Here is a 13,853-nt window from a genome sequence, read left to right as displayed (position 1 = left end):
GACTTATTGGCCCTGGCTGGTCGTGGCGGAGGTACGGATCAGCGGCATGACACCCGGCATGACCGGTTGCTGCGCGAATTGCTGATGAGCTTCGAGATACTGGTCGAGGCTGGCGTCGCGGATGATGTTCACCGCCGCGACCGGCTGTGCGGCGACGGCCTGCACCGGCGACATCGCGACACGCCGCAGCGCGTCGCCCTGCGGCTGCCCCGACGCGAGCTGACTCGCGCCCGCGCCGCCCGTCACGCCCTGCAACTGCGGCACGACGATCCACGTGAGCATCGCGGCGGCGGCGGCGACCGCGAAGGCCGGCACGACGCGCCGACGCAGCGTGCCCGGGCGCCGTTGCGCGGCGGCCGGCGCCAGCACATGCGGCTCCTGCTCGAGGCGCGCGGCGAAACCGGCAAGAAACGCGCTGCTCGCAGCCGGCTTGACCGCCAGATCGTCCGAGCGCAGTGCGTCGCCGATCAGATGGTAATGCGACCACGTCGCCCGATCGTCCTGATCGAGCCCGGCAACGAATTCATTCAGATGCACTTCGCCGGACAGCTCGCCGTCGACGAAAGCAGACAGACGCTCGCCTCGCGAGCTGGCTTGCGATTGCATCGAGACCGACCCCATGATGCTCCCCATCTTCTTACAGACAACCCCTGGTGACACCACCTGACCCAAAGATCACGCCATTGTCCCGCAGGCGGCGGCTGGCTGATTACCAGCGCTTGCCCTCGGGTGTGTCAAGCAATGGACGCAATTTTGCCGCAATGGCTTCGCGAGCGCGAAAAATTCGTGATCTGACCGTGCCGATCGGGCAACCCATCATCTCGGCGATTTCTTCGTAGCTCAACCCTTCAATCTCGCGCAGCGTAATGGCGGTGCGCAACTCCTCGGGCAGCACCGCCATCGCCGCATTGACCGTCTCGGCGATCTGCTTGCTCATCAACATCGACTCGGGCGTGTTGATATCCCTTAGTTGGTCGGCATCCGAGAAAGTTTCAGCTTCTTCAGCGTCCGCTTCGGTGGACGTCGGCGCCCGACGTCCCTGGGTCGCAAGGTAGTTTTTCGCGGTATTGACCGCAATCCGGTACAACCATGTATAGAAAGCCGATTCGCCGCGAAACTGGGGCAGCGCGCGGTAGGCCTTGATGAACGCGTCCTGTGCGACGTCCTCGACTTCGGCAGGGTCCCGCACGAGCCTCGAGATCAGCCGGAGGATCTTGCGATGATATTTGGTGACCAGTAGCTCGAACGCAGCCTTGTCGCCTTTCTGAACGCGCTCTACCAGCAACTGGTCGATTTCTTTTTCGCTCACCTGATAAATCCGTTCACTTGGGGTGCATCGCGGGGCACCATTGTAGCGTCCCTGTCACGGCGTCACGCTTAATCGGGCACTGCGTTCGGTAACAGCGGTTACAGACGTTACAGCGACACCCGCGCATGCGTGCGCCCCAGCGCGGCCAGCACGCGGAAGGCCGCGGCAGGCAGCGCATCCGCCGGAATCAGCACGGTCTGGCGGCGCCCTGTCGCGCCGCGCAACTCGATCACGAGCAGCCAGCCGCCCCACCGCACGCAACCGGCGACCGCGCCGTGGGCGCGCAGGCGCCCGAGCCGGTCCCGGACCACCAGACCATCCGGCCCGATTTTAACCATGCCCGCTTCGCGCTGACGGCACCGGCGCGCGGCAAGCACGAGTCCGGCGAGCACCGCCAGGGCGGCCGGCGCCGCCCCGAGCAGGCCGAGCCGGGCCGCCAGACTGCTGTAGAGCGCCGCCGCGGCAATCAGCACAAGACAGGCCGTGATCACCCACACTGCGGCCGACGGCCGCAGCGCGAATGACGCGCCGCCTTCCGCCACTCCGGCGGAAAGGTTGCGCGCTGCACCCGGCGAGCGTGCCCCGGAGGTCAACCGGCCCGCCCGTTCAGACGCGCCGGAATACCAGCGTGCCGTTCGTGCCGCCGAACCCGAACGAGTTCTTCAGCGCCACGTCGATCTTCATCTGCCGCGCCTCGTTCGCGCAGTAGTCCAGGTCGCACTCCGGGTCCTGGTTGAAGATGTTGATCGTCGGCGGCGATACCTGGTGGTGCACCGCGAGAACCGTGAAGACCGATTCGAGGCCGCCCGCGCCGCCCAGCAGGTGGCCGGTCATCGATTTCGTCGAATTGACGACGATCCCCTTCGCGTGATCGCCGAACGCGCGCTTGATGCCGGTGGTCTCGGCCAGGTCGCCGAGCGGCGTCGAGGTGCCGTGCGCATTCAGGTAATTCACCTCGCCGGTGTTGACGCCGGCATTCCTGAGCGCCGCGAGCATGCACCGCCGCGCGCCGTCGCCGTCTTCGAGCGGCGCGGTCATGTGATACGCGTCGCCGCTCATTCCATAGCCGCCCACTTCGGCATAGATCTTCGCGCCGCGCGCCTTGGCATGCTCGTACTCTTCGAGCACCATCACGCCAGCGCCTTCGCCGAGCACGAAGCCGTCGCGGTCCTTGTCCCACGGACGGCTCGCGGTCGCCGGATCGTCATTGCGCTGCGACAGCGCGCGCGCGGCCGCGAAACCGCCGATGCCGAGCGGCGACACGGTGGATTCGGCGCCGCCGGCGATCATCACGTCGGCGTCGCCGTATTCGATCAGGCGCGAAGCCTCGCCGATGCAATGCAGACCGGTGGTACACGCGGTCACGATCGCCAGATTCGGGCCCTTGATGCCGAAGCGGATCGACAGGTGCCCCGAAATCATGTTGATGATCGAAGCCGGCACGAAGAACGGCGAGATGCGACGCGGGCCGCGGTTGAGCAGTTCGGTCTGGGTATTCTCGATCATCGGCAGGCCGCCGATGCCGGAGCCGACGACGACGCCGACGCGCTCCGCATTCGCTTCCGTCACTTCGAGGCCGCTGTCCTGCATCGCCTGGATGCCGGCAGCCACGCCGTAATGGATGAAGGTATCCATATGGCGCGCTTCCTTACCGGGCACATAGTCTTCGATATTGAAGCCCTTCACTTCGCCGGCGAAGCGGGTCGAGAAGTTCGACGCGTCGAACTTCGTGATGTCGGCAATGCCCGACTTGCCGGCAACCAGATTGGCCCAGCCGTCGGCAACATTATTGCCGACAGGCGAGATCAGCCCCAAGCCTGTCACAACAACACGACGACGAGTCACAGTAACCTCATTTTCATAGATGACAAAAGCAAAAGCCACAGGGGCCACAGGAATCTGCCCTGTGAGCCCTGTGGCTGTTGACCGGTAAGTCGAGCGGGCAACCGTACTGGCGCATTTGCACGGCCCCGCGCCGGTATTCCCGCTGCCGGCGCCATGGGCCGCCGCATGATCCCCGCGAGCGACCCAACCCGGCGCGACAGGGCATCACGCGCCGCCAGACCAGCAACGCGGGTGAGAATGAACTCAGGCCTTGACGTTCGCGCGAGCGTAATCGATCGCTTGCTGAACGGTCGTGATCTTCTCAGCCTCTTCATCCGGGATTTCCATGCCGAATTCGTCTTCGAGGGCCATCACGAGTTCGACAGTGTCGAGCGAGTCAGCGCCAAGATCGTTCACGAACGATGCTTCGTTCTTGATTTCCGCTTCCGCAACGCCCAGTTGTTCCGCGACGATCTTCTTGACGCGCTGTTCGATATTGTCCATTAACCCCTCCGAGGGAAAAGAAGTTCAAAAATACAGGTGCGCGCATTTTATCAGGTTTGCCCTGGCAAAAAAGCGGCACACGGCTTCGTCAAGGCACTTGCGCGCGACAGGCATGAGCGCGTCACGGCGCGGATAGTACCCGAATTCCGTCAAGACATGTACATGCCGCCGTTCACGTGCAGCGTGGTGCCCGTGATGTAGCCGGCCTGCGGCGAAGCGAGAAACGCCACGGCCTGCGCGATGTCGTCCGGGCTGCCGAGGCGGCCGAGCGGAATCTGGCTTTTTAGCGCGGCCTGCTGCTCGTCGGGCAGCGACTTCGTCATGTCGGTGTCGATGAAGCCCGGGGCCACGCAGTTCACGGTGATGTTGCGGCTGCCGATCTCGCGCGCGAGCGCGCGCGTCATGCCGGCCACGCCGGCCTTCGCCGCCGCGTAGTTGACCTGGCCCGGATTGCCCGTGGCGCCCACCACCGACGTGATGTTGACGATGCGGCCGCCGCGCGCCTTCATCATCGGGCGCAGCACGGCGCGCGCGAGCCGGAACACGGCCTTCAGGTTCGTGTCGAGCACCGCGTCCCAGTCCTCGTCCTTCATGCGCATCGCGAGCTGATCGTTCGTGATGCCGGCATTGTTCACGAGAATATCCAGCCGCCCGAATTCCTTGACGGTCGCATCGATCAGCGCATCGGCCGCGGCGGCGTCGTTGACGTCGAGCTTCGCACCGCGGCCGGCCAGGTCCGCCGCAGCGAATGCTTCGCTAATCGCGGCGGCGCCGCTTTCGCTCGTCGCGGTGCCGATCACCGTCGCGCCGCGGCGCGCGAGCTCCAGCGCGATCGCCCGGCCAATGCCGCGCGACGCGCCTGTCACGACCGCGATCTGCTTGTCGAGATTCATTTCCATCTGTCAGTCCGGATGGCCCGCAAGGGGCTGTTGATAGATTCGCGCGAGCGCGGGCGGCGCTCAGCCTGCCACGAGCTTCAGCGTGTCGTCGAGCGAGGCGGGATCGAACACCGAGCCGCCCACCAGATTGCCGTCGATGCGCTTCGTGAGACCCGCCAGCACCTTGCCCGGACCGCATTCGATCACGTGCGTGACGCCCTGCGCGGCCATCGCCTGCACGCATTCCACCCAGCGCACCGGCCCCGCCGCCTGACGCACCAGCGCGTCCTTGATCGCCGCCGGCTCGTTGACGATCGCGACATCCACGTTGTTGATGACCGGAATCTGCGGCACGCGCACGTCGACGCTCGCGAGATATTCGCGCAACTGGTCCGATGCCGGCTTGAGCAGCGACGAGTGAAACGGCGCCGATACCGGCAACGGCAACGCGCGCTTTGCGCCCTTGCTCTTCGCGATCTCGCAGGCCTTCTCGACAGCGGCCTTGTGGCCCGCGATCACGACCTGCGCCGGCGCATTGAAATTGACCGCTTCGACCACGCCCGCCGCCGACGCTTCGGCGCAGACCGCGCGCACGGTGTCGTCGTCGAGACCCAGGATCGCGGCCATCGCGCCGACGCCGACCGGCACGGCAGTCTGCATCGCCTGCGCGCGAAACCGCACGAGCGGCACCGCGTCGCCGAATGCGAGCGCACCGGCTGCGGCGAGCGCCGTATATTCACCCAGGCTGTGACCCGCGACGATCGACGGCGCCGGGCCGCCCGCGGCCTGCCACGCACGGAAGATCGCGTACGCGGCCGTCAGCATGACGGGCTGCGTGTTGCTGGTGAGATTCAACTCTTCGGCCGGCCCTTCGGCGATCAGCTTGCCCAGATCCTGACCGAGCGCGTCGGAAGCTTCCTGCAGCGTTTCGCGCACGACCGGGTGGTCGGCGAACGCGTTGAGCATGCCGACCGCCTGCGACCCCTGGCCGGGAAATACGAACGCAAATTTCATAACGTCCCCAAAATTCGATGTATCCGGACGCGGCACTGCGCCGAAACGATCACGCGGCAGCACGCTGCCGGCGGCGTGACGACGCCATGGCCGCCGTTTCCAGATCAGTAGCGGATGACCGATGCGCCCCAGGTGAAGCCGCCGCCGACGCCCTCGATCAGGACGTTCTGGCCGCGCTGGATGCGCCCGTCGCGCACCGCGACGTCGAACGCGAGCGGAATGGACGCCGCCGACGTATTGCCGTGCTCGCCCACCGTGGCGACCATCCGCTCCTGCGGCAGACCGAGCTTGCGGCACGTGCTCTGCATGATACGGATATTGGCCTGGTGCGGAATCAGCCAGTCGACCTGGCTTGACGTGAGGCCCGCCTTGTCGAGTGCCTCGATCGCGACCTTCTCGAGCACGTTGACCGCGAGCTTGAACACCGCCTGCCCGTCCATGTGCAGAAACGCGCTGCCGGCAATCACGCCGCCGTGCACGTTGCCCGGCGTGCAGAGAATGTTCGCGTGACTGCCGTCCGCATGCAGCGCGCTCGCGAGCACGCCCGGTTCCGGGGACGCGCCGAGGATCACCGCGCCGGCGCCGTCGCCAAACAGCACGCAGGTGGTGCGGTCGCTGAAATCGAGCAGGCGGGAAAACGTTTCGGTGCCGATCACGAGCGCGGTGCGATGCTGGCCGCTGCGAATGAAGCTGTCCGCCGTGGCGAGCGCGTAGGCAAAACCGGAGCAGACCGCTTGCACGTCGAAGGCCGCGCCGTTATTGCGGATTCCGAGCTTGTTCTGCAACAGGCATGCCGTGCTCGGAAACACGAAGTCGGGCGTGGAGGTCGCGACAATGATCAGATCGATCGACTGCGGATCGACGTCGGCCGCTTCGATCGCGCGGCGCGCCGCGAACAGCGCGAGGTCGCTGGACGTCACGTCGGGTTCGGCGAAGTGGCGCGCGTGAATGCCGGTGCGGGCGACGATCCACTCGTCGCTGGTTTCGACGCCTTGCTTTGCCAGGCGCTCCGTGAGCGCCTGGTTGGTGACGCGCGCGGGCGGCAGATAACTGCCGGTGCCCAGCACGCGGGAATAGAGAGTCGGTTCAGCCATTATGCCTTCGAGGGTAGCGCAGCGTAGGGCTCGGCAGGCTGGCCGGCGGCCGGGCTTGCGCAACCCGCGCCGCTTGCGTCGCCTGCGTCGCGGGATGCCTGCTCGAGAGAGCCGGCATTCTCTTCCATTGCCCGCGCAAGGCGCTCCAGCACGCCATTTTTGACGGCATCATACCCGCGTTTGATCGCCCACTCAAACGCGTAGGCATCCGCGGAGCCGTGGCTCTTGATCACGAGACTGCGCAGGCCGAGCAGCGCCGCCCCGTTGTACTGGCGATGATCGACGCGCTTCTTGAAACGCAGCAGCACCGGCAGCGCAAGGATGGCCATGACCCGGGTGAGCCACGAGCGGCCGAATTCTTCCTTGATGAAGTTGTTGAGCATCTGCGCGAGGCCTTCCGACGTCTTCAGCGCGACGTTGCCGACGAAGCCGTCGCAGACGATCACGTCCGTCGTGCCCTTGTAGATGTCGTCGCCTTCGACGTTGCCGTAGAAATTCAGCGTGCTTGCGCGCAGCAGCTCGCCGGCGCGGCGGATCGTCTCGTTGCCCTTGATGACTTCTTCGCCGATGTTGAGCAGGCCGATGGTCGGGCGCTCCTTGCCTTCGAGCGCGGCGACGAGCGCGTGCCCCATCTCCGCGAACTGCAGCAGATGCTGCGGCTCGCAGTCGACGTTGGCGCCGAGGTCGAGCATCATCGTGTAGCCGCTCGGATTCGGCAGCGCGAACGCAATCGCCGGACGCTCGATGCCCGGCAGCGTTTTCAGCACATAGCGCGACACCGCCATCAGCGCGCCCGTGTTGCCCGCCGAGATACACGCCTGCGCCTCGCCGTCCTTGACGCGATTGAGCGCGACGCGCATCGACGAGTCCTTCTTCTTGCGCAGCGCGACCTCGACCGGATCGTCCATTTCGACGATCTCGGAAGCGGGCACGACGGCGAGCGCAGGATCGCCTTCCGCCTTGAGCTTTTTCAGCTGGGCGCGAATCGCACTCTCGATGCCGACCAGCGTGAGCTGCGCATCGGCATGCGAACGAACGAAACTGACGGCGGCGGGAACGGTCACGGACGGGCCGTGGTCGCCTCCCATGCAATCAATCGTGAGCTTTACTGTCATGGAATGCGACGAATTTCAGGCACAAAAAAGCGGCAGTGAAATGCCGCCTTTCTGATGAGCCGGGAAAATGTCAAGCGAGTCGGTCGCCACACGAAACGCCGCAAGGCGCATCGCAATGAAGCGATTAGTCGTTCTTCGTCTTGACGACTTTCTTGCCGCGATAGTAGCCGTTCGGGCTGATGTGATGGCGCAGGTGCACTTCACCCGTGCTCGGCTCGACGGCCAGCGGCGCGGCGCTCAGGAAATCGTGCGAGCGGTGCATGCCGCGCTTCGACGGCGACTTCTTGTTCTGTTGGACTGCCATGATAACTCCTAAAAATTTTCCGGATTCTAACACAGCCCGATAACGCCATCGTCACTGGCCGGATGGCCGACGCGCCGCATCGCGCTCCCATGCTACTGTTCAGTGCTTCGTGCCGTCCGGGTCGCCCTTCTTCAGCGCGCCCAGCGCCGCAAACGGGTTGGGCCGCGCCGGCGTCTCGCCGGGCTCGCCCGGTTCCTGCGACTCGCCCTCCCCGCCGCCCTCGCCCGCGCCGGACACGAGGGACTCGTGCACTTCGGGGCAGACATCGTGCCGCGGCACCAGCGGCAGCGACAACAGCAGTTCTTCTTCGATCAGGTCGATGAGATCGAAATGCTTCGAACCCACGATCACATCGAGCTCATCTTCGTCGAGCGGAAACTCGTCGGCCTGCGCCTCGGACTCGACGATCCGGTACGTCGCGTCGACGTTGAACGACTGCTCGTACGGCGCGAGACAACGCTGACACGCGAGCCACGCCGAACCGTGAAGCGCCAGCCTCAGATACGGCTGCGGCCCCTCGGTGCCGTCGTCCTGCAACTCCGGCTGCGTCGACCCTTCGGCTTGCCAGGTGAACGCGCTGTCGCGCGCTGGCGCTTCCGCCGGCACTTCGTTTAACATGCGCGGCAGTTGCAAGACGCGCACGACGCCCGCGGCCTGCCGCCCGCTGCGAGCGAACTCGAACAGATCGAAAGCATGCGGGTCGATCAGACCCGCAGGTTTGCCGGAATGTTCAGTCATGTGCGCTCCTGCGTCAGCCTTGCGTTGGCCCGGGTTGGGTTGCTTCGGAACGGCCGTTCTGGCCCCGTGCGCCCCGGCGCAGACCCGATACAGCCGGGCGAGCCCCGGGCAAGCCGTTATGCACAGGCCGGATCCGCGCCAGCCGCTCGCCCGGACAGGGCGGGCAAAACCCGACCCGCACCGATGAAAAGCCTAAAATCATATCCGCTTTATCTTTACGCGTCAAACACTTAAGCCCGCGGATGCGCAAGCGTCCGCGGCCCGTCCTTCCCTGCCGCCGATTCACCATGCCGGATACCCTGCCCCGCCCGCCCCGCCTGATTCTGGCGTCGAGTTCGCCCTACCGGCGCACGCTTCTCGAACGCCTGCGGATTCCGTTCGACGTCGTCGTGCCCGCCCTCGACGAGACGCCGCAGGCCGGCGAAGCCCCCGAAGCAACGGCCCTGCGCCTCGCCGAAGCCAAGGCGCGCGCGGTCGCCGCGCAACTCGCTCCCGGCGGGCAGGCGCTCGTAATCGGCGCCGATCAGGTCGCCACTTACGACGGACTGCAGCTCGGCAAACCCGGCACCCACGACCGGGCGCTCGCGCAACTGCAAGCCATGCGCGGCCGCGACGTGCTGTTTCACAGCGCGCTGTGCCTGTTCGACAGCCGCGACGCGCGCGCGCAGACGCGCGACGTCGTCACGAAAGTGCGCTTTCGCGACCTGCCCGACGCGCTGCTCGACGCCTACCTGCGCGCGGAGACGCCCTATGACGTCGCGGGCAGCGCAAAGGCCGAGGGGCTCGGCATCGCGCTGCTCGATACCATCGAGGCGAACGACCCCACCGCACTGATCGGCCTGCCGCTGATCGCGTTGACCGACATGCTGCTCGCCGCGGGCTATCCGCTTCTGAAGGAGGCGCGATGAGCGGCACGCTCTATCTGATTCCGAACACGCTCGGCGACGGAGACGCCGCCGCGCTCGACGCCGTGCTGCCCGCGACGGTGCGCGCCCGCGCAGCCGTCCTGAGCTATTACATCGGCGAAAATGCGAAGACGACGCGCGCGTTCCTGAAAAAGGTCGGGACCGAGCGGCCCATCCAGGAAATCGAGATCCGCGAGCTGAACGTCAATACGCCCGCGGGCGAGATCGACCGCCTGCTCGCCCCGCTGCTGGGCGGCACCGATGCGGGGCTCGTGTCGGAGGCAGGCTGCCCGGCGGTGGCCGATCCGGGCGCATTACTGGTGCGGCGTGCGCACGAGCGCGGCGTGAAGGTGGTGCCGCTGGTCGGCCCCAGTTCGATCCTGCTCGCGCTGATGGCTTCGGGCCTGAACGGACAGAGCTTTGCGTTTCACGGCTATCTGCCGGTGGACGCCGGCGAACGGGCGAAACGCCTGCGCGAACTGGAACAGCAGTCGCGCAAGGCAAAACAGACGCAGATCTTCATCGAGACCCCATATCGCAACAAGGCCCTGCTCGACACGCTGCTTGCAAGCTGCGCGCCGTCCACCCTGATCTGCGTCGCGATCGATCTGACCCTGCCGACCGAGACGGTGGTCAGCCGACCGGCGTCGAGCTGGAAGAAAGCCGCGGCGCCCGACCTGCACAAGCGTCCCGCGATCTTCCTGCTGCTCGCGCTCTGACGCCTCCGGACGCCTGTCCGCCGGGCGCCTAGCGCAGGCTCAGCCCGGCGGGCAACACCGCGTGCACGGCGGCGTGGCCGACGGCCGCGCCGAACCTGCGCGCAACCCGGTCGGTCAGGCTTTCCTTGATCGTGTAGTCGACGATCTCCGGCGCCTTGATGATGTCGCGCGCAACCGAATGGTCGTCTCCGAAGCCGTCGGCGAGACCCATCGCGACACTCTGCTGGCCGGTCCAGAAGAGCCCCGAGAAAATGTCCGGCGTTTCGTGCAGACGCTTGCCGCGCCCTTCGCGCACCGCCGCGATGAACTGCTGGTGGATCTGGTCGAGCATCTGCTGCGCGTGCGCGTCCATCTGCGGCGTATCGGGCGAGAACGGGTCGTAAAAGCCCTTGTTCGCCCCCGATGTGCGCAGGCGCCGCTCGACGCCGAGCTTGTCCATCAGGCCGGTGAAGCCGAAGCCGTCCATCAGCACGCCGATCGAGCCGACGATGCTGGCCGGATTGACGTAGATCTTGTCCGCCGCCGCGACCGCGTAGTAGCCGCCGGACGCGCACATGTCGCCGACCACCGCATACAGCGGGATCGACGGATATTGATGGCGCAGCCGGCGGATTTCGCCGTTGATGATGCTCGCCTGCACCGGGCTGCCCCCCGGGCTGTTGCAGCTCAGAATGACGCCCGCCGTTCCCGCGTCCGCGAAGGCGCTATCGAGCGCCGAATCGATATCTTCGGCGTTCGCATTGCTATCGGCGGCGATTTCTCCGTCAAGGGACACGAGTGCCGTGTGTCGCCCGGTAGTGCCGACCTTCTCGCCCGAAAAATCGAACACCCCCCAGATCACCACGAGGAACAGGCCGATGTAGACGAAGCGGAAAAAGATTTTCCAGCGCCGCGCGGCGCGCTGCTCGTGGAGCGCGGCGAGCGCGATCCGTTCGAGCGCGGCGCGCTCCCAGCCCGGCTCGCCGGCCGGTGAAGACAGAGGCCCGGTTGGGACGGATGACGAAGCGTCGGGAGTCGGATGGTCGGCCATGCGTGGTGGATGAGGGGTCAGGAAGCGCTATGAAGCACTCACGAAGCGCTCAGAAAGCACATTCAGCAAGCGGCCGGACGCAACTCGCCGTCCGGCAGCCAGAATACCGCACGGCCTTCGGGCGTATCCCGCTCGTCGACCTCGACCGGACGCAACCTGCCGCCGCGACACGGGCCGCCGGCACATCGGCCCGTGTCCGGCGCGTAGATGGCGCCATGCGTGGCGCACATCAAGTATAACCCCGACGATTCGAAGAACTGGCCCTCGGCCCAGTCGAGTTCGATCGGCACGTGCGCGCAGCGGTTCAGATAACCGTACGCGCGCCCGCCGTAGCGCACGAAGAACACCACCGCCTCGGCGCCCGCGTGAATGGCCGCCACCCGCTGCCCCGCGCCGCCCTCGACGAGTTCGGCGGACGCGCACACGCGTACCGCGCCCGGCTGCACCGGCTCGCTCATGCGTGCTCGCGCAGCCAGGCGGCGAGCGCCACCACGCTGCTCGCCACGTACTTCGGCGCGAGCGCGACGAGCGACGCGGCCGGATGCGCGCCATAGGTCACGCCGATGCCCGCGACGCCCGCGTTGAGCGCCATCTGCAGGTCGTGCGTCGTGTCGCCGACCATTACCGTGCGCGCCGGATCCTGCCCCAGTTCACGGGTCAGCTCGTGCAGCATCGCCGGATGCGGCTTCGAGAAGGTCTCGTCGGCGCAGCGCGTGCCGTCGAACAGGCTCGTGAGGCGCGCCTGGTCGAGCGCGCGATTCAGTCCGACACGGCTCTTGCCGGTGGCGACCGCGAGCAGATAGCCCTGCTCGCGCAGTTCCTGCAGCATCTCGCGCACGCCCGCGAACAGCTCCGTGGTCTGGTCCTTGATCAGATAGTGGTAGCGATAGCGCTCGGCGAGACGCGGATACTCGGCCGGCGCGAGCGTCGGCGCGGCGATCTGCAGCGCATCGCGCAGCCCAAGGCCGATGACGTAGCTCGCGGCTTCGTCGGCCGGCACGGGCAGGCCGAGATCGCGGCATGCCATCTGGATGCTGCGCGTGATGTGCGCGGTCGAGTCCATCAGCGTGCCGTCCCAGTCGAAGACGATCAGATCGAATTGCTCTCTAGCCATGCGTAAGCGTCTCCGGGGCGGAGCCCTCGTTCAGTTCGGTGAGCTGCTCGACGAAGCGCCGGCACTCGGCCGGCAGCGGCGCCTCGAAGCGCAGCGGCGCGCCGCTCGCCGGATGGGTCAGCCCGATGCGCCACGCGTGCAGGAACATCCGCTTCAGCCCGGGACGCGCGCCGGCGCGCGCAAGCGCCTTGTTCAGCGCAAAGTCGCCGTACTTGGCGTCGCCGGCAATCGGCAGGCCAAGATGGGCGAGATGCACGCGGATCTGATGGGTGCGCCCGGTCTTCAGTTCCGCTTCGAGCAGCGCGAACGCCGGCCAGCGCTGCAGCAGGTTGAAGACCGTATGCGACGGCAGGCCGTCGGGCTGTACCCGGACGCGCCGCTCGCCCTCCGGGGTCAGATACTTGTGCAGCGGCTCGCGCACCGCGCGCCGACGCCCCCAGCCGCTCTCCCAGACGCCGTGCACGCACGCCTGATAGCGCTTGTCGACGCGGTTCTCGCGAATCTGCGCGTGCAGGTCGACGAGCGCGGCGCGGCGCTTGGCGAGCATCAGGATACCGGAGGTCTCGCGGTCGAGCCGATGCACCAGTTCGAGAAATTTCGCCTGCGGCCGCGCCTCGCGCATCTGCTCGATGACGCCGTACGCGACGCCGCTGCCGCCGTGCACGGCGACGCCGGCCGGCTTGTCGATCACCAGCAGGTGCTCGTCCTCGAACAGGATCTCGAAGTGGCCGGCGCGCACCGTGGCCGGAATGGCCGGCGCGCTCGCCTCCGCGACGCGGACCGGCGGCACGCGCACGAGATCGCCGTGGACGAGGCGATACTGCGCGTCGACCCGCCCCTTGTTCACGCGCACTTCGCCGCTGCGCAAAATGCGGTAAATATGGCTCTTCGGCACGCCCTTGCAGACGCGCAGCAGGAAGTTGTCGATGCGCTGCCCGGCCGCCCCGTCATCGATTTCGATCATCGAAACCTGATCACTTGCGACCCTTTTCTGGGATATTTTGCCTAACTCTTTCATTCTGAATATAATTTGGCGAGCGGCCTGCGGCGCCCGGACTCCTGTCCGTGCCTCCGGGCCGCGCCGGCGCAAGCGATAAACCATCATTTTACTTGCGCCCGGGTCTGGTTGCTCACCCGTCCGAAGAGATGCAACAAGTCGTACGCACGGAATCCGTGCCCGGCAGGGACAGCGCCCACAGGCGCGTTCGGCAGGGGCCGGCTCCGACGGTAACGGAATTTTGGCAAGAAAGAATTTAATCGGGAGCCTTGCGCGCGAGCGGCCACACGCCCGCGGCCCGAAGCTCC

Annotated in this window: 17 protein-coding genes; 2 read left to right on the top strand and 15 right to left on the bottom strand. The window is 66.5% G+C overall.

All coding sequences use genetic code 11. The annotated features are described in order from the left end of the window. Positions 1–3 precede the first annotated feature (3 nt). From AC3AP7_RS03445 to AC3AP7_RS03395, 11 genes are all read right to left on the bottom strand, one after another. Positions 4–621: a sigma-E factor negative regulatory protein gene (locus AC3AP7_RS03445; protein ID WP_475765552.1), complete on the bottom strand. Its 618-nt coding sequence runs from the start codon at positions 619–621 to the stop codon at positions 4–6. Positions 622–709: 88 nt separating this feature from the next. Further along, entirely contained in the window at positions 710–1,309 is a 600-nt protein-coding gene (gene rpoE, locus AC3AP7_RS03440; protein ID WP_172311280.1) for an RNA polymerase sigma factor RpoE, read from the bottom strand. A gap of 107 nt (positions 1,310–1,416) precedes the next feature. Beyond that, positions 1,417–1,851, bottom strand: a complete 435-nt coding sequence (locus AC3AP7_RS03435) for a protein YgfX (RefSeq protein WP_475765555.1) — start codon at positions 1,849–1,851, stop codon at positions 1,417–1,419. A 64-nt stretch (positions 1,852–1,915) separates the two neighbouring features. Continuing rightward, the gene (fabF, locus tag AC3AP7_RS03430) at positions 1,916–3,154 is read right to left on the bottom strand and encodes a beta-ketoacyl-ACP synthase II (protein WP_475765557.1); all 1,239 of its coding nucleotides are present in this window, start codon (positions 3,152–3,154) and stop codon (positions 1,916–1,918) included. A gap of 243 nt (positions 3,155–3,397) precedes the next feature. Next, positions 3,398–3,637 (bottom strand): acyl carrier protein, encoded by a 240-nt coding sequence (gene acpP, locus AC3AP7_RS03425; protein WP_004197638.1) that lies wholly within the window; start codon positions 3,635–3,637, stop codon positions 3,398–3,400. Between the two features lie 149 nt (positions 3,638–3,786). Beyond that, positions 3,787–4,536: a 3-oxoacyl-ACP reductase FabG gene (gene fabG, locus AC3AP7_RS03420; protein ID WP_475765562.1), complete on the bottom strand. Its 750-nt coding sequence runs from the start codon at positions 4,534–4,536 to the stop codon at positions 3,787–3,789. A gap of 60 nt (positions 4,537–4,596) precedes the next feature. Further along, positions 4,597–5,529, bottom strand: coding sequence for an ACP S-malonyltransferase (gene fabD, locus AC3AP7_RS03415; RefSeq protein ID WP_475765563.1), 933 nt, complete (start codon positions 5,527–5,529; stop codon positions 4,597–4,599). A gap of 104 nt (positions 5,530–5,633) precedes the next feature. After that, on the bottom strand, positions 5,634–6,623 hold the full coding sequence (locus AC3AP7_RS03410) for a beta-ketoacyl-ACP synthase III (protein WP_475765565.1): 990 nt from the start codon (positions 6,621–6,623) through the stop codon (positions 5,634–5,636). Next, the gene (gene plsX, locus AC3AP7_RS03405; protein WP_475765568.1) at positions 6,623–7,738 is read right to left on the bottom strand and encodes a phosphate acyltransferase PlsX; all 1,116 of its coding nucleotides are present in this window, start codon (positions 7,736–7,738) and stop codon (positions 6,623–6,625) included. Before plsX ends, AC3AP7_RS03410 begins: the two co-directional genes overlap by 1 nt. A gap of 124 nt (positions 7,739–7,862) precedes the next feature. Further along, positions 7,863–8,042, bottom strand: a complete 180-nt coding sequence (gene rpmF, locus AC3AP7_RS03400) for a 50S ribosomal protein L32 (RefSeq protein WP_120344197.1) — start codon at positions 8,040–8,042, stop codon at positions 7,863–7,865. Between the two features lie 99 nt (positions 8,043–8,141). Further along, the gene (locus AC3AP7_RS03395; protein ID WP_475765570.1) at positions 8,142–8,780 is read right to left on the bottom strand and encodes a DUF177 domain-containing protein; all 639 of its coding nucleotides are present in this window, start codon (positions 8,778–8,780) and stop codon (positions 8,142–8,144) included. A 287-nt stretch (positions 8,781–9,067) separates the two neighbouring features. Here AC3AP7_RS03395 and AC3AP7_RS03390 point away from each other — a divergent pair, with 287 nt between their 5' ends. Then, entirely contained in the window at positions 9,068–9,688 is a 621-nt protein-coding gene (locus tag AC3AP7_RS03390; protein ID WP_475765572.1) for a Maf-like protein, read from the top strand. Next, on the top strand, positions 9,685–10,404 hold the full coding sequence (locus AC3AP7_RS03385) for an SAM-dependent methyltransferase (protein ID WP_475765574.1): 720 nt from the start codon (positions 9,685–9,687) through the stop codon (positions 10,402–10,404). Before AC3AP7_RS03390 ends, AC3AP7_RS03385 begins: the two co-directional genes overlap by 4 nt. A gap of 28 nt (positions 10,405–10,432) precedes the next feature. On the opposite strand, the gene AC3AP7_RS03380 is transcribed toward AC3AP7_RS03385, so the two are convergent. From AC3AP7_RS03380 to AC3AP7_RS03365, 4 genes are all read right to left on the bottom strand, one after another. After that, on the bottom strand, positions 10,433–11,434 hold the full coding sequence (locus AC3AP7_RS03380; protein WP_475765576.1) for a S49 family peptidase: 1,002 nt from the start codon (positions 11,432–11,434) through the stop codon (positions 10,433–10,435). A 62-nt stretch (positions 11,435–11,496) separates the two neighbouring features. Further along, positions 11,497–11,892: a Rieske (2Fe-2S) protein gene (locus AC3AP7_RS03375; RefSeq protein ID WP_475765578.1), complete on the bottom strand. Its 396-nt coding sequence runs from the start codon at positions 11,890–11,892 to the stop codon at positions 11,497–11,499. Next, positions 11,889–12,548: an HAD-IIIA family hydrolase gene (locus tag AC3AP7_RS03370; RefSeq protein ID WP_475765580.1), complete on the bottom strand. Its 660-nt coding sequence runs from the start codon at positions 12,546–12,548 to the stop codon at positions 11,889–11,891. The genes AC3AP7_RS03375 and AC3AP7_RS03370 overlap by 4 nt, the downstream gene beginning before the upstream one ends. After that, on the bottom strand, positions 12,541–13,566 hold the full coding sequence (locus tag AC3AP7_RS03365) for an RluA family pseudouridine synthase (RefSeq protein ID WP_475765582.1): 1,026 nt from the start codon (positions 13,564–13,566) through the stop codon (positions 12,541–12,543). The genes AC3AP7_RS03370 and AC3AP7_RS03365 overlap by 8 nt, the downstream gene beginning before the upstream one ends. Between the last annotated feature and the right edge of the window lie 287 nt (positions 13,567–13,853).

The organism is Paraburkholderia sp. PAMB 6770, from assembly GCF_057748135.1.
Note: the sequence above shows the minus strand (reverse complement) of the source record. Positions and strands in the feature narration are given on the sequence as shown.

Coding starts and splice junctions, on each gene's coding strand:
- AC3AP7_RS03445 (WP_475765552.1), bottom strand. CDS start 621: ATGGGGTCGGTCTCGATGCAATCGCAAGCCAGCTCGCGAGGCGAGCGT.
- acpP (WP_004197638.1), bottom strand. CDS start 3,637: ATGGACAATATCGAACAGCGCGTCAAGAAGATCGTCGCGGAACAACTG.
- fabG (WP_475765562.1), bottom strand. CDS start 4,536: ATGGAAATGAATCTCGACAAGCAGATCGCGGTCGTGACAGGCGCGTCG.
- fabD (WP_475765563.1), bottom strand. CDS start 5,529: ATGAAATTTGCGTTCGTATTTCCCGGCCAGGGGTCGCAGGCGGTCGGC.
- AC3AP7_RS03410 (WP_475765565.1), bottom strand. CDS start 6,623: ATGGCTGAACCGACTCTCTATTCCCGCGTGCTGGGCACCGGCAGTTAT.
- plsX (WP_475765568.1), bottom strand. CDS start 7,738: ATGACAGTAAAGCTCACGATTGATTGCATGGGAGGCGACCACGGCCCG.
- rpmF (WP_120344197.1), bottom strand. CDS start 8,042: ATGGCAGTCCAACAGAACAAGAAGTCGCCGTCGAAGCGCGGCATGCAC.
- AC3AP7_RS03395 (WP_475765570.1), bottom strand. CDS start 8,780: ATGACTGAACATTCCGGCAAACCTGCGGGTCTGATCGACCCGCATGCT.
- AC3AP7_RS03390 (WP_475765572.1), top strand. CDS start 9,068: ATGCCGGATACCCTGCCCCGCCCGCCCCGCCTGATTCTGGCGTCGAGT.
- AC3AP7_RS03385 (WP_475765574.1), top strand. CDS start 9,685: ATGAGCGGCACGCTCTATCTGATTCCGAACACGCTCGGCGACGGAGAC.
- AC3AP7_RS03380 (WP_475765576.1), bottom strand. CDS start 11,434: ATGGCCGACCATCCGACTCCCGACGCTTCGTCATCCGTCCCAACCGGG.
- AC3AP7_RS03375 (WP_475765578.1), bottom strand. CDS start 11,892: ATGAGCGAGCCGGTGCAGCCGGGCGCGGTACGCGTGTGCGCGTCCGCC.
- AC3AP7_RS03370 (WP_475765580.1), bottom strand. CDS start 12,548: ATGGCTAGAGAGCAATTCGATCTGATCGTCTTCGACTGGGACGGCACG.
- AC3AP7_RS03365 (WP_475765582.1), bottom strand. CDS start 13,566: ATGAAAGAGTTAGGCAAAATATCCCAGAAAAGGGTCGCAAGTGATCAG.